This is a genomic window from Frankiales bacterium (assembly GCA_016125335.1).
GTDB lineage: Bacteria > Actinomycetota > Actinomycetes > S36-B12 > CAIYMF01 > Longivirga.
Window position 1 is genome coordinate 114,949 of sequence record WGLY01000013.1, and the last position, 13,472, is coordinate 128,420.

The 13,472-nt window shown below is 74.8% G+C and carries 13 protein-coding genes; 5 read left to right on the forward strand and 8 right to left on the reverse strand.

From position 1 onward, the window contains the following. Positions 1–18: 18 nt before the first annotated feature. The 5 genes from GC157_07735 to GC157_07755 all read right to left on the reverse strand — a co-directional run bounded on the left by GC157_07735 (position 19) and on the right by GC157_07755 (position 4,266). Positions 19–390: a glyoxalase/bleomycin resistance/dioxygenase family protein gene (locus GC157_07735; GenBank protein ID MBI1377356.1), complete on the reverse strand. Its 372-nt coding sequence runs from the start codon at positions 388–390 to the stop codon at positions 19–21. Positions 391–458: 68 nt separating this feature from the next. Next, a complete protein-coding gene (locus tag GC157_07740; protein ID MBI1377357.1) occupies positions 459–968 on the reverse strand; it encodes a MarR family transcriptional regulator in 510 nt (169 codons plus the stop codon). Positions 969–1,024: 56 nt separating this feature from the next. Further along, a complete protein-coding gene (locus GC157_07745) occupies positions 1,025–2,647 on the reverse strand; it encodes an alpha-D-glucose phosphate-specific phosphoglucomutase (GenBank protein MBI1377358.1) in 1,623 nt (540 codons plus the stop codon). Positions 2,648–2,864: 217 nt separating this feature from the next. After that, positions 2,865–3,503, reverse strand: coding sequence for a 3-oxoacid CoA-transferase subunit B (locus GC157_07750; GenBank protein ID MBI1377359.1), 639 nt, complete (start codon positions 3,501–3,503; stop codon positions 2,865–2,867). Between the two features lies 1 nt (position 3,504). Then, complete coding sequence (locus tag GC157_07755; GenBank protein ID MBI1377360.1) at positions 3,505–4,266, reverse strand: 3-oxoacid CoA-transferase subunit A; 762 nt, start codon at positions 4,264–4,266, stop codon at positions 3,505–3,507. 237 nt (positions 4,267–4,503) lie between these two features. Here GC157_07755 and GC157_07760 point away from each other — a divergent pair, with 237 nt between their 5' ends. From GC157_07760 to GC157_07770, 3 genes are all read left to right on the forward strand, one after another. Further along, on the forward strand, positions 4,504–4,923 hold the full coding sequence (locus GC157_07760) for a TIGR03618 family F420-dependent PPOX class oxidoreductase (protein MBI1377361.1): 420 nt from the start codon (positions 4,504–4,506) through the stop codon (positions 4,921–4,923). Positions 4,924–4,986: 63 nt separating this feature from the next. Continuing rightward, positions 4,987–5,967: an aldo/keto reductase gene (locus GC157_07765; protein ID MBI1377362.1), complete on the forward strand. Its 981-nt coding sequence runs from the start codon at positions 4,987–4,989 to the stop codon at positions 5,965–5,967. 92 nt (positions 5,968–6,059) lie between these two features. Continuing rightward, positions 6,060–7,649, forward strand: coding sequence for a hypothetical protein (locus GC157_07770; GenBank protein ID MBI1377363.1), 1,590 nt, complete (start codon positions 6,060–6,062; stop codon positions 7,647–7,649). Between the two features lie 73 nt (positions 7,650–7,722). Here the strand turns inward: GC157_07770 and GC157_07775 are convergent, their stop codons facing one another. Genes GC157_07775 through GC157_07785 form a run of 3 tightly spaced genes read right to left on the reverse strand, consistent with a single transcriptional unit; the run spans position 7,723 to position 9,468 of the window. Beyond that, complete coding sequence (locus GC157_07775; GenBank protein MBI1377364.1) at positions 7,723–8,295, reverse strand: TetR family transcriptional regulator; 573 nt, start codon at positions 8,293–8,295, stop codon at positions 7,723–7,725. Beyond that, the gene (locus GC157_07780; GenBank protein MBI1377365.1) at positions 8,288–9,100 is read right to left on the reverse strand and encodes an alpha/beta fold hydrolase; all 813 of its coding nucleotides are present in this window, start codon (positions 9,098–9,100) and stop codon (positions 8,288–8,290) included. Before GC157_07780 ends, GC157_07775 begins: the two co-directional genes overlap by 8 nt. Before the next feature lie 44 nt (positions 9,101–9,144). Further along, the gene (locus tag GC157_07785; protein MBI1377366.1) at positions 9,145–9,468 is read right to left on the reverse strand and encodes a hypothetical protein; all 324 of its coding nucleotides are present in this window, start codon (positions 9,466–9,468) and stop codon (positions 9,145–9,147) included. A gap of 76 nt (positions 9,469–9,544) precedes the next feature. Here GC157_07785 and GC157_07790 point away from each other — a divergent pair, with 76 nt between their 5' ends. Together GC157_07790 and GC157_07795 are read left to right on the forward strand one after the other, a co-directional pair. Beyond that, positions 9,545–10,270, forward strand: coding sequence for a TetR family transcriptional regulator (locus tag GC157_07790; protein ID MBI1377367.1), 726 nt, complete (start codon positions 9,545–9,547; stop codon positions 10,268–10,270). A gap of 105 nt (positions 10,271–10,375) precedes the next feature. Further along, positions 10,376–13,408 carry an EAL domain-containing protein gene (locus tag GC157_07795; protein ID MBI1377368.1) on the forward strand — a complete coding sequence of 1,011 codons (3,033 nt, stop codon included), beginning with the start codon at positions 10,376–10,378 and terminating at the stop codon, positions 13,406–13,408. Positions 13,409–13,472 lie beyond the last annotated feature (64 nt).

Genomic DNA, 13,472 nt, shown 5'->3' on the forward strand with positions numbered 1-13,472 from the left:
GGAGCAGCGCGCGGCCGCTCAGGCCGCGCGCTGCTCCATGACCGCGTGCCGCAGCCCGTCCGGCGCCTCGAAGAAGGCCAGCCACAGCTCGTGCTCGTCGCCGCGGTGCACCAGGTGCGGCTCGTCGACGAAGCGCACTCCACGCGCCGCGAGGACCGCGACCTCCGCGTCGATGTCGTCGCAGGTGAGGTAGAGGACCGGCCGGGACCGGAACGCGTCGTCCGCCGGGTGCGAGAGGTACAGCCGCGTCGCACCGAGGCGGAAGAAGGCCATCCCCTGCTCGGGCACGAGGATCTCCACCGGCAGCCCCAGCGCGTCGCGGTAGAAGGCGAGCGCCTCGTCGAACGCGTCCGTCGAGATGTGCACCTGGCCGAGCTCGTGCAGTGCCATGGCCGACCTCCTGGTCCCGGTTCCGGGCCAGGTATAGCGCGGCCGCGGCCGCGCTGGGCGGGACTCGGTCAGAAGTCGCCGGCGCGGCGCCGGAGCTGGCGCAGCACGCGCACGAGCGAGTCCACGCCGGAGGGGCTCAGCCCCGGCTCGGCGAACACGTCGCGGTTGAGCGCCTCCGTGGCCTTCTCGGCGAGCACCGCGCCGTCGTCGGTGAGGCGCACGAGGGTGGCGCGGCGGTCCGTGGGATGCGGGACCCGCTCCACCAGGCCCGCGGACTCGAGCCGGTCGACCGCGTTCGTGACGCTGGTCTGGTGCACCTGGAGCCGCGACCCGATCACGCGCATCGGCAGCGACCGGCGGCGGCTGAGGTAGAGCAGCATGAGCACCTCGTACCGCGCGAACGACACGTCGTACGGGCGCAGCACGGCCTCCACGCGCGACAGCGCGATCTGGTGCGCGCGCATCAGCGAGGTGATCGCGGCCATCCCGTCGGCCGCCTCGGTCCAGCCGTGGGCCACCCACTGGCGGTGCGCCTCCTCGATCGGGTCCGCGTCGAGGCGGCGCGAGGGCGGCGTCATGCCCGGAACGATATCCGCGGACGGCGCCCGCCGGCCGTCGCGCACGTGGCCGCGGGTCAGGCGCCGAGCGCCGACGACACGATCGCGCGGGCCTCGTCCTGGATGAGCGCGAGGTGCTGCTGCCCGCGGAAGGACTCGGCGTAGAGCTTGTACACGTCCTCCGTGCCGGACGGGCGCGCCGCGAACCACCCGTTCTCGGTGCACACCTTGAGACCGCCGATCGGCGCCCCGTTGCCGGGCGCCGCGGTGAGGGTGGCCGTGATGGGCTCGCCCGCGAGCTCCGTGGCCGACACCTGGTCCGGCGACAGCCGGGCGAGCACCGCCTTCTGCTCGCGCGTGGCCGGCGAGTCGATCCGGGCGTACGCCGGCTCGCCGAACTCCTCGGCGAGCCGCCGGTAGCGGGCGGACGGCGACTCGCCGGTGACGGCGGTGATCTCCGACGCCAGCAGGCACAGGACGATGCCGTCCTTGTCGGTGGTCCACACCGACCCGTCGCGACGCAGGAAGCTCGCGCCGGCGCTCTCCTCGCCCCCGAAGCCGACGGAGCCGTCGAGCAGCCCCGGCACGAACCACTTGAAGCCCACCGGCACCTCGAGGAGGCGTCGTCCCAGGGACGCGGTGACGCGGTCGATCATCGACGAGCTCACGAGGGTCTTGCCGACCGCGGCGTCCTGCGGCCATCCGTCGCGGCCGCGGTAGAGGTAGTCGACCGCCACGGCCAGGAAGTGGTTGGGGTTCATGAGCCCGCCGTCGGGCGTGACGATCCCGTGCCGGTCGGAGTCGGTGTCGTTGCCGGTCGCGACGTCGAAGTCGTGCTGCCGCGCGATGAGGCCGGCCATCGCCCAGGGCGAGGAGCAGTCCATGCGGATGCGGCCGTCCCAGTCGAGGGTCATGAACCGGAAGGTCGGGTCCACCTCGGGGTTGACCACCGTGAGGTCGAGGCCGTAGCGCTCGGCCACCGCGCCCCAGTAGGCCACGCTCGCGCCGCCGAGCGGGTCGGCCCCGATGCGCACGCCGGCGGCGCGCACGACCTCGAGGTCGACCACCGTCCCGAGCTCGCTGACGTAGGCGTCGAGGAAGTCGTACGTGCCCGCGTGGCGGCTCTCGGCCGACACCCGCCGCACGCCCGACAGGCCGCCGCGCATCAGCTCGTTGGCGCGGTCCTGGATCCAGCCGGTGATCTCCGTGCCGGCGGGGCCGCCGTCCGGCGGGTTGTACTTGAACCCGCCGTCCGAGGGCGGGTTGTGCGAGGGGGTCACGCAGATGCCGTCGGCGCGCGCCCCGCGAGCGTTGGCCACGAGGATCGCGCGCGAGACCGCCGGGGTGGGGGTGTAGCCGCCGCGCGCGTCGACGAGCACGTCGACGCCGTTGGCCAGCAGCACCTCGAGCGCCGAGACCGTGGCCGGCTCGGACAGCGCGTGGGTGTCGGCGCCGAGGAACAGCGGGCCGTCGATGCCCTGGGCGGTGCGGTAGTCGCAGATGGCCTGGCTCGTCGCGAGGATGTGGTCCTCGTTGAAGCTCGCCGTGAGGGCCGAGCCGCGGTGGCCGGACGTGCCGAACGACACCCGTTGCGCCGGGTCGCCCGGGTCCGGGTGGACGGTGAAGTACGCCGTGACGAGCTTCGGCACGTCGACGAGGTCGGCGGAGGTCGCGGGCAGGCCGGCACGGGACGCGTCCATGCCCCGATCCTGGCACCGACGGCGGCGGCCGGCAGGCGCTCGTGCCCTCCGGTGTCCGGCGTCCGGCGCCGTCAGGTCTGCGACTGGGCGTACCCGACGACGCACGCCGCCACGGCGAGCACCACGAAGACGAGGAACGGCAGCCAGCCCATCACGCGTGATCCCATGCGCCCCATGATGCCGCGCAGTGGCGCCCCGAGGCGCTCGTGGGCCGGGCTCAGCCGATCGACACCGTGAGGGGAGCCCCTGCGGCGGCGACGACGTCGTCGGGGCTGACCCCGGGCGCCGTCTCCACGAGCACCAGGCCGTCCACGGTGACGTCGATGACGGCGAGGTCGGTGATGATGCGGTCGACCACGCCCTTGCCGGTGAGCGGCAGCGAGCACTGCTCGACGATCTTGTGCGAGCCGTCCTTGGCCACGTGCTCCATCATCACGATGACGCGCTTGGCGCCGTGCACGAGGTCCATCGCGCCGCCCATGCCCTTGACCATCTTGCCGGGGATCATCCAGTTGGCGATGTCGCCGCGGACCGAGACCTGCATGGCGCCGAGGATCGCGGCGTCGATGTGCCCGCCCCGGATCATCGCGAACGACGCGGCCGAGTCGAAGAACGCGGCGCCGGGCAGCACCGTCACGGTCTCCTTGCCGGCGTTGATGAGGTCGGCGTCGACGTCGGCGTCGCGCGGGTAGGGGCCGGTGCCGAGGATGCCGTTCTCGGACTGCAGCACCACGGTGACGCCCGGCGGCAGGTAGTTGGGCACGAGGGTCGGCAGGCCGATGCCGAGGTTCACGTACTCGCCGTCGCGCAGCTCGAGGGCCACGCGGGCCGCGAGCTCCTCGCGGGTCAGCGCCATCTCACGCCTCCTTGCTGACGGTGCGGCGCTCGATGCGCTTGTCGGCCGCCTGGTCCGGGGTCAGCGCCACGACCCGTTGCACGAAGACCCCCGGGGTGTGGACCGTCTGCGGGTCGAGCTCGCCCGGCTCGACGAGGCGCTCGACCTCGGCGATCGTCACCCGGCCGGCCGTGGCCACGAGCGGGTTGAAGTTGCGCGTGGACTTGTCGAACACGAGGTTGCCGTGGCGGTCGCCCACGCTGGCCCGCACGAGGGCGAAGTCGGTGACGATGCCGCGCTCGAGGACGTACTCGCGTCCGTCGAACTCGCGCGTCTCCTTGGCCGGCGAGGCCACCGCGACGGCGCCCGAGCCGTCGTAGCGCCACGGCATCCCGCCGTCGGCCACCTGCGTGCCCACCCCGGCGGGGGTGTAGAACGCCGGGATGCCCGCGCCCCCGGCGCGCAGCCGCTCGGCGAGCGTGCCCTGGGGGATCAGCTCGACCTCGAGCTCGCCGTGCAGGAACTGCCGCTCGAACTCCTTGTTCTCGCCCACGTAGGACGACGTCATCCGCGCGATGCGCTTCTCGCCCAGCAGCATCCCCAGGCCCCAGCCGTCGACGCCGCAGTTGTTGGACACCACGGACAGGTCCCCGACGCCGGTGTCGAGCAGCGCCGCGATGAGCACGCTCGGGATCCCGCAGAGCCCGAAGCCGCCCACCGCGAGGGTGGCCCCGCTGCCGATGTCGGCCACCGCCTCCGCGGCCGAGCCGACCACCTTGTCCAGTGCCATGGCCTTCCCTCCGTCGTCGCCGGGCGCGCTCGGCGTCCGCGTGCCCCGTGCGGTCGCGCCGGCCGTCGCAGCCGGTGCCCGCGCTGCACGCAGTCAACCACCCGGGCTCGGGGCGTCGCCGCAGGACCGCCGCGCGGGCGGAGCACCGCGCGGAGCGGTGCGCTTCGGGCGTGCCTGGTGCGCGAGCCGGCGCGCGGCGGCAGGCTGGGGCCCTGACCCGGAGGAGATCCCGTGGACCTGCCCACCGCCCTGGCCTTCGCGCACGAGGTGCACCGCGGCGTCGTCACCACGCTGCGCCGCGACGGCCGCCCGCAGCTGTCGAACGTGCTGTTCGCCGCCGACGCCGAGGGCCGGCCCGTCGTGTCGGTGACCGACGACCGCGCGAAGACGGCCAACCTGCGCCGCGACCCCCGCGTGGCCCTGCACGTCACCGACGCGTCGTTCTGGCGCTACGTCGTGCTCGACGGAACGGCCACGCTGAGCGCGGTGGCGCAGACGCCGGACGACGCGACGGTGGACGGCCTGGTCGACTACTACCGCCAGCTCAACGGCGAGCACCCGGACTGGGACGACTACCGCCGTGCGATGGTCGCCGACCGCCGGCTGCTGCTCACCGTCCACGCGACCTCGGCGTACGGCCAGCTCGGCTGAGGCCGGTCGGGCCGGCGGTTCCTGGGCTACAGTCGCAAGGGCATCGACCACAGGGGGTCCTCGATGGACTACGTCCACCTCGGGCGCAGCGGGCTGAAGGTCAGCCGGCTCTGCCTGGGCACCATGAACTTCGGTCCCGTCACGAGCCAGCCGGACTCGGACGCGATCATGGACCACGCCCACGAGGCGGGGATCAACTTCTTCGACACGGCGAACGTCTACGGCTGGGGCGAGAACCGCGGCCGCACCGAGTCGATCATCGGCGAGTGGTTCGCCCAGGGCGGCGGCCGCCGCGAGCGCACCGTGCTGGCCACCAAGCTCTACGGCGACATGGGCGACTGGCCCAACGACGGCAAGCTCTCGGCGCTCAACATCCGCCGGGCGTGCGACGCGTCGCTGCGCCGGCTCCAGACCGACTACATCGACGTCTACCAGATGCACCACGTCGACCGGGCGACCCCGTGGGACGAGATCTGGGAGTCGATGGAGGTGCTGCGCCAGCAGGGCAAGATCCTCTACGTCGGCAGCTCGAACTTCGCCGGCTGGCACATCGCGCAGGGCGTGGAGGCCGCGCGCCGCCGCGGCACCGTCGGGCTGGTGAGCGAGCAGTCGATCTACAACCTGGTGGAGCGCACCGTCGAGCTCGAGGTGCTGCCGGCGGCGCAGCACTACGGCCTGGGCGTCATCCCGTGGTCGCCGCTGCACGGCGGCCTGCTGGGCGGCATCCTGCGCAAGACCGCGGAGGGGTCGGCCGGGCGCAGCACCGGCGGCCGGGCCGCGGAGGCGATCGAGCGGCACCGGCCCGCGATCGAGGCGTGGGAGTCGTTCTGCGACGAGCTGGGGCACGCGCCCGGCGACGTCGCGCTCGCCTGGCTGCTGCACCAGCCGGCCGTGACCGCGCCGATCGTCGGCCCGCGCACGCAGGACCAGCTCGACGGTGCGCTGCGCGCGCTGGAGATCACGCTGGACGAGGCCGCGCTGGCGCGGATCGACGAGATCTTCCCGGGCCCGGGCGGCACCGCGCCCGAGGCCTACGCGTGGTGACGGGACGGCCCCCCGTCCCGACGACGACCCGCGCGCCGAGCGACTCGCGCAGCCTGCGAGCCAAGGGGCGGCTCGCACCGTTGACCGCCGCCGTGGCCGCGCTCCTGGCCGCCGGGCTCGTGCCGGTCGTGGCTGCGGCACCGGCATCCGCGGCGACGCCGGACCCGGACCTCGCCTCGCAGTACTGCCACGCGGTGGCCTCGGCGTCGCCCTCGTGGGGCAACACCACGGCGGACCTCGCTGCCGGCACCGTCACGATCATGGGTCGCACGACGACGTTCGACCCCGAGCACGTCGACCTCGCCGTGGCCCCGGCCGCGTTCTCCGACCCCACGCGACGGCTGTACTGGCAGTCGCTGCTCTGGGCGGTGCCGGTGTACCTCGCCGGGCCGGACGTCGCCCCGGGGCTCAGGGCGGGGATCGTGGAGGGGCTCGCCGAGGACCCGGACCCCGGCTCGGCGACGGCGGACGACCTCGCCGCGGCGGTCGCGGCAGGGTGGTCGGAGGGCACCAACACGCGGCGCGAGCAGGTGCTCAACTGCCTGGTGCCGCTCACCGGCGACGACGCGCTGCGCGCCTCGCTCGAGGCGAGCGTGACCGCCAACCTCGACGCGCGCCGCTACTACGGGCCGCCCTACCACCGGGTGCACAACCACGGCACCATGGCCAACCTCGCGCTCGTCGACAGCTCGGTGGTGCTCGCCCGGCCCGAGCTGGGCGTGGCGGCCGCGCAGCGGCTGCTGGCGGAGATCCCCGCGCTGTTCGACTCGGGCGGCTTCACGCGCGAGGAGTCCGCGGCGTACCACATGTTCAACCTGAGCCTGTGGGAGCGGACCTACGCCGTTCTCGCCGGGCTGCCCGCCCACCCGGACCTCACCCCGCTCGCGGTGCTGATCCGGCGCGCGCGGGTCGTCGCGGCCCAGCTCACCAGCCCCTTGGGCCGGCTGGCCGCGCTCGGCGACGGCTGGCCGACCACGGGCGCGGCCCCGCTGCCGAACCAGGCGCTGTGGCTCACCGACGGCTGGGGCCTGCTGGCCGGGCGCTGGTCGTGGACCGACCCGTCGACGACGTGGTTCACGGTGCGGCTCGGGCTGCCCCGCGTGGCGCACGGGCAGTACGACCACACGTCGTTCACGTGGTCCACGTGGGGCACCGACGTGATCGTGGACCCGGGCTCGTACTCCCACGACCCGACGAACCTGCTCGCGTCGTGGCAGTCGTCGCCGGGGGCGCACAACCTCGCGGTCCCGGCGCACCCCGCAGTGCTCGACCACGGCTCGCGCCTGGTCACCCGGGTGCGGTCGGGGCGCCGGGACACCATGCGGATCACCAGCTCGATGTTCACCGTGCCGGTCACGCGCACGCTGGTGGTCGACGACGCGCTGCACCGGGTGACCGTCACCGACACGGCGCGCACCGCGCTCACCGAGCACCTGCACCTCGCGGCCGGCTGGCGCCTGACGCACCGGACGACCTACACGCTGTTCTTCCGCAAGGGGCACCGCGTGGCCGTGGTGCGGGCGCTCACCCGCGGGGTGCGGCTCTCCGTCGTCACCGGCAGCAGGTCGCCCGTGGCCGGCTGGGTGTTCGGCCCGGCGAAGGAGCAGGCGACCCCGGCGCCCCAGGTGCTCGCCTCCGGTGGCCACGGCGTGACGCTCACCGTCTCCGTCCTGCGCGGCTGACCCCGACGTCACTGGTGAAACGGTTGCTACCCGGCCCGGGAAGCAGCCGTTTCACCAGTGACATCCGGTGGGGTCAGGGGGCGAAGGCGGACGACGCCAGCGCCGCGACCAGGCCGTCGACGAGGCGCTCGAAGCTGCGGTCGATCTCGCGCGGGATCCCGAAGCCGCCGCCGCTCTCGAGCGCGATGAACCCGTGCAGCGCCGCGCGCACCGCCCGCGTCGCGTCCACGAGCGCGTCGCCGTCGAGGCCGTAGCCCGACAGCACGCCGAAGACGACGTCGACCACGGCGCGGCTGGCCGCCGCGTCGTCGGCGTCGTCGGCCGGCGCCGCCCGCACCGTGGCGGCGTAGCGGCCCGGGTGGGCCAGCGCCCACGTGCGGTACGCCGCGCAGACCGCGCGGACGGCGTCGTCGCGCGACCGGCCGACCGCGGCGCGCGAGAGGACCTCGGCCATCTCGGTCTTGGCGCGCACCGCGATGCCGCGCTGCACCGCGTCGAGGCCGTCGACGTGCTTGTAGAGCGACGGCTGGCGCACCCCGAGGCGCTCGGCCAGCGCGGCGAGGGTGAGCCGGGCCAGGCCGACCTCGTCGGCGAGCTGCTCGGCCTCCTCCACGACGCGGTCCGCCGAGAGCCCCGCCCTAGGCACGGCGGGACACCCGCTCGAGGAAGCCGAGCACCGCGGGGGACACGACGTCCGGGCGCTGCGACTGCGGGTAGTGGCCCGACTCCGGCACCAGCACCACCTCGGCGGCCAGGCGGGCCGCGATCCACTCCGCCTCGGCCCGCGGGTCCGGGAAGTCCGGGTCGAGCTCGCCCATCACCACGAGCGCGGGTGCGGACACCTCGCCGAGCCGGCGCTCGACGACGGCGTGGTCGAGCTGGCCGATGAGCCGGGCGAAGGCGGCGGCGTGGCCGGGCCGGCGCATCGCGGCTGCGACGTCGGCGAGGTAGGCGTCCTGGTCGGCCGCCGGGCGCCCGGCGTAGAGCTTCGGCAGGTAGGCCCGCCACGCGGCCGCGGCCCACGGGCGCGCCATCGCCACCCGGATCAGCAGTTTCTGCCACCCGGACCCGGTGTCGCGGACGAACGGACCCACCAGGACCACGCCGGCGACGAGGTCGGGGCGCTCGGCCGCGGCCCAGGCCGCCGCCCCCGCCCCCATCGAGTTGCCCACCACGACGGCCGGGCCGCCGAGGTGTTCGACGAGCGCGAGCACGTCGCGCCCGGTCTCGTCGTCGCCGTAGGAGGTGAAGCCCGTGGTGCTCTCGCCGTGGCCGCGCAGGTCCGTGGTGGCCACGCGGTAGCCGCCCGCGACCAGCGCGGGCGCCAGGAAGCGGTAGGTGGCGCGCAGGTCGCCGAGGCCGGGCACGAGGACCACGAGCGGGCCCTCGCCGGCGACGTCGTAGGCGATCCGGCCCTCGGGCCGGTTCAGGAACAGGGTCTGTGTGCTCATGCGGCTAATGTAGATAGCCAAATGGCTAATGTCAATAGCCAGACTCAGGCCGAGCGCGGGAGCCGCCGGCCGCGCAGCCGCGAGCGCTCCAGCTCGTCGGTGCCGCCCCAGATCCCCACGATCGACGGGTCGCGCAGCGCCACCTCGCGGCACGGGTCGACGATCGGGCAGACGGCGCACCACGACAGCGCCTCGCGGCGCGAGGTCAGGTCGTGCGGGCTGAGCGGGAAGAAGACGTCGGGCGAGGCGTCGCGGCACGCGGCGTCGGACCACTGCGGCGTCTGGAGGTCCTCGGTCCGGGAGTGGAACAGGTACTCCTGCTCCTCGGCGATGACCACCTCGCGCGGACGGACCACGGGACTGGGCACGGGACCTCCTGCACTAAGTGCAGGGAACGTAACACTGAGTGCAGTCGGTTGTCACGCGTTCCCGTAGCATGCGCGCGTGAGCTCCCCGGCCCGTCCCGACAGCCCGTCCCCGGCCGGTGCGCCGGCGGCCGCCGGACGGCGCGGGGACGCCCGGGCCCGGATCACGCGGGCCGCCCTCGAGCTCTTCGAGCGGCAGGGCTACGCCGCCACCACCGTGGACGCGATCGCCGAGCGCGCGGGGGTGGCCCGGCGGACCTTCTTCCACCACTTCGCCTCCAAGGACGCCGTGGTCTTCCCGGACCACGAGGCGCTCGTCGCCCGCGCCGGGCACCACCTCGACACCGCCCCCGGCGACGCCGTGGAGGTGGTGGGCGGCGCGCTGCGGATCGTGCTCACCAGCTACCTGGCCGACCCCGACGTCGCCCTGCGCCGCTACCGCCTCACCCGCAGCACCCCCGAGCTGCGCGAGCGCGAGATCGCCTGGGTGCAGCGCTACCAGCTGCTCTTCTCGCACTACCTGGGGCGCCGCTACGCCGAGCAGCCCATGGGCCCGGTCGCGGCCGACGTGGTCGCGGCCGGCCTGGTGGCGGTGCACAACCACGTGCTGCGCGGCTGGCTCAAGCGCGGCGGCGACGGCGACGCGCTCGGCGAGCTCGCCGAGGCGCTGACCTGGTTCGACCGGTCCGTCGGGCTGGCCCAGCGCGGCGGGCGACCGCGCCGGGTCGTCGTGGCCGTGTTCGACGACGACGTCGACCCGGCCGACCTCGTCGCCCGCGTGCGCGAGGCCACCGGGGAGTCCTGAGGCCCCGGCCCGTCGGCCCGGGCTGTGACCGGTCTGCACGGAATGTGTCACAACCGACGCCGGGCGAACGCGCAACGTGGCCGGTAGTATCCCTAGCGTGGCCTCGTGACGTCGGCACTCACGCGGCCGGCGGCGCCCGGCCCGGAGGGTCCGGGCCGCCGCCGGGAGCCGGACGTCGCCGTCCCCGCGCAGCGGCCGCGCACGATCGAGCGCATCCGGCGCACGGCGGAGGGCCAGCTCCCCCGGTTCACCTGGGACGGGTCCACCCGCGTGCTGCACCTGTCCGCCGAGGCCGCCGCGCTGCTCGCGCTCGACCGTGCCGGCGACGTCGACCTCGCCATGCTGCGGTCGCGGTTCGCCGCCGGCTCGGTGGACCGCCTGGCCCGGCTCGTGGCTGCTGCCCACGTCGGAGACGTGGTCGAGACCGTCCTCGAGCCGGTGCCCGGCGTCGCGCTCCCCGTCGTGCGGCTGCGCGGCATCGTGAGCCCGGGCGACCACGGCGGCGTCGCCGTCACCGGCACGCTCCAGGACCTCGACGACGAGGCGCGATCCGCGGACGGCGTGCGCAACGTCACCCGCGCGCTGAGCACGCTCTCGCAGTCCGGCCGGGTGCTCGCCACAGCGGACAGCGCGCAGGCCCTCCTTCAAGGCGTCTGCGAGAGCGTCGTCATGGACGGCGGGTACCGCTTCGCGTGGTACGGCGTCGTCGAGCACGACGACGCCCGCTCCATCCGGCCGGTCGCGTGGGCAGGACACGAGGAGGGCTACCTCGCCGAGCAGCGGTTCAGCTGGGCCGACGACGACCCCGCCGGGGACGGGCCGGCCGGCCGCGCCGTGCGCACCGGCCAGGCCGCCTTCGTGCACCGCGTGGACACCCACCCGACGATGGGCCCGTGGCGCGAGGCGGCGCTCGCCCGCGGCTACGTCTCGGGCGTGGGGCTGCCAGTGGTGGTCGAGGGGGTGGTGCACGGCTGCCTCGTCGTGTACGCCGCCGAGCCCACCGCGTTCGACGCGCAGGAGGTCGCCCTTCTGGGCGACCTCGCGCTGTTCGTGGCCATGGGCCTCGGCCGGATGACCGCGCTGGCCGAGTTGCACGAGCGGACGGTGCTGGCGCGCGCCTCCCGCGACCGGCTCCAGGCCACGATGGACAGCCTCCGCGACCCGTTCATGCTCCTCGAGGCGGTGCGCGACGCGTCGGGACACGTCGTCGACCTGCGCCACGTGGAGTCCAACGCCGCGGCCGCGGAGACTGCGGGGCTCTCGCGCGAGGAGTACCTCGCGCGCACGATGCTGGAGATCTACCCGGGCCTGGTGAGCAGCCCGCAGTGGGCGGCCTACCTCGACGTCATCGAGCACCGGCGGCCGCTGGCGCTGGAGGCGGTGCCCTACGCCAACGAGGTGCTCGGGTCCGTGCGCTACTACGACCTGCACGGGGCGCCGTGCGGCGACGGGCTCGCCCTGACCGTCCGCGACGTCACCGAGCGGCACGAGTCGCGCCGGCGCCTGGCCGAGAGCGAGCAGCGCTACCGGCTGCTCGCCGAGAACGCGTCGGACATCGTCGCCCTGCTCGACGACGACCAGCGCCTCGTGTGGGTCTCGCCGTCGGTGTCCGCCTCCACGCTGTGGACGCCGGAGGGCGTCGTCGGCCGCACGCTCACCGAGCTCGTGCACGGCGACGACATCCCGGACGTGATGGCCGCCATGGCCGCCGCCCGCGGGGTCGGGGTCACGTTCCGGCTGCGCCGCGGCGACGGCACCTACATGTGGGTCTTCGCGCTGGGCCGCTGGGCCACGGACGAGGACGGCACACGACTCGGCTACGTGGTGGGGCTGCGCGACGTCGACGAGGCGGTGCAGGCCCGGACGGCGCTGGAGCACGCGCGCGAGCACGACGCGCTCACCGGGCTCGGCACCCGCCCCACCACCGTGACCGCACTGGCCGAGACCCTCGCCCGCACGGCGCCGGACGAGACCGTGGCGGTGCTGGCGGTGGGCATCGACCGGCTGCGCCCGGTCAACGACGCCCTCTCGCACGAGGCGGGCGACCGGGTGATCGTCACGGTGGCCAGCCGCGTCGCCGCGGCGATCGGCCCGGACGACGTGCTCGGCCGCGGAACCGGCGACGAGTTCGTGGTGGTGCTGACCTCGCTGGACTCGGCCGCCGACGCAGGCGTCGTGGCGGAGCGCATCCGGGCGCGCGCCCGCGGCCCGGTCGCGGTCGGGGTGCACCGGGTGGACCCCACGCTGAGCATCGGGATCGCCACCGGCGACGGACGGTCGACCGCGGAGGACCTGCTGCGCGACGCCGACCTGGCCATGCAGGAGGCCAAGGCCCGCGGCCGCGACCGCGTGGAGTTCGCCGACCCGGTCGCGGCCGACGAGGCCCGCCGCCGCTTCCTGGTGGACGGCGCCGTGCGCGACGCCCTGCGCGACGGCGAGCTCGTCGCGATGTTCATGCCGATCGTGCGGCTCTCGGACGGTGCGGTGACGTCGTACGAGGCACTGGTGCGCTGGGTGCGCCCGGACGGCACCACCGTGGAGCCCTCCGCGTTCCTGCCCGTGGCCGAGCGCACGGACCTCGTGTCCGAGATCGACCTGGTGGTGCTGCGCGACGCGGTGCGGGCGCTGGCCGCGCTGCCGGACGACGTCACCGTCGCGGTGAACGTGTCCACGGCGAGCCTGGCCCGGCCGGACTACGCCGGCCACGTCCTCGAGGCGCTCTCCACGGCGTCGGTGCGCGCGGAACGCCTGCACCTGGAGGTCACCGAGACCGCCGTGCTGCGGATCACCGAGCAGGTGCGCTCGACGATGCTCCGGCTGGCCGGCGCCGGCTGCCGGTGGTTCATGGACGACTTCGGGACCGGCTACTCCTCGATCAGCCACCTGCGCGACCTGCCCATCGCCGGCATGAAGCTCGACCGCTCCTTCACCGCAGGGCTCGGCGACCACGACCTCCCGTCGGACCGGCTGGCGCAGGCGCTCGGCGGCCTGGCAGCCGGCCTCGGGCTCGACACCGTCGCCGAGGGGGTCGAGACCGCGGAGCAGGCCGCCCTGCTCGCGTCGTACGGCTGGCGGCACGGCCAGGGATGGCTCTACGGCAAGGCCGCCCCGCTCGACCCGCCGCCCACCGCCCCCTGACCTCGGCCCGCGCGCGCGGGCTCCCCGCCGCGCCAAGACGCCCGTGACGCCGGTGCCGCACGGG

Coding starts and splice junctions, on each gene's coding strand:
- GC157_07735 (MBI1377356.1), bottom strand. CDS start 390: ATGGCACTGCACGAGCTCGGCCAGGTGCACATCTCGACGGACGCGTTC.
- GC157_07740 (MBI1377357.1), bottom strand. CDS start 968: ATGACGCCGCCCTCGCGCCGCCTCGACGCGGACCCGATCGAGGAGGCG.
- GC157_07745 (MBI1377358.1), bottom strand. CDS start 2,647: ATGGACGCGTCCCGTGCCGGCCTGCCCGCGACCTCCGCCGACCTCGTC.
- GC157_07750 (MBI1377359.1), bottom strand. CDS start 3,503: ATGGCGCTGACCCGCGAGGAGCTCGCGGCCCGCGTGGCCCTCGAGCTG.
- GC157_07765 (MBI1377362.1), top strand. CDS start 4,987: ATGGACTACGTCCACCTCGGGCGCAGCGGGCTGAAGGTCAGCCGGCTC.
- GC157_07780 (MBI1377365.1), bottom strand. CDS start 9,100: ATGAGCACACAGACCCTGTTCCTGAACCGGCCCGAGGGCCGGATCGCC.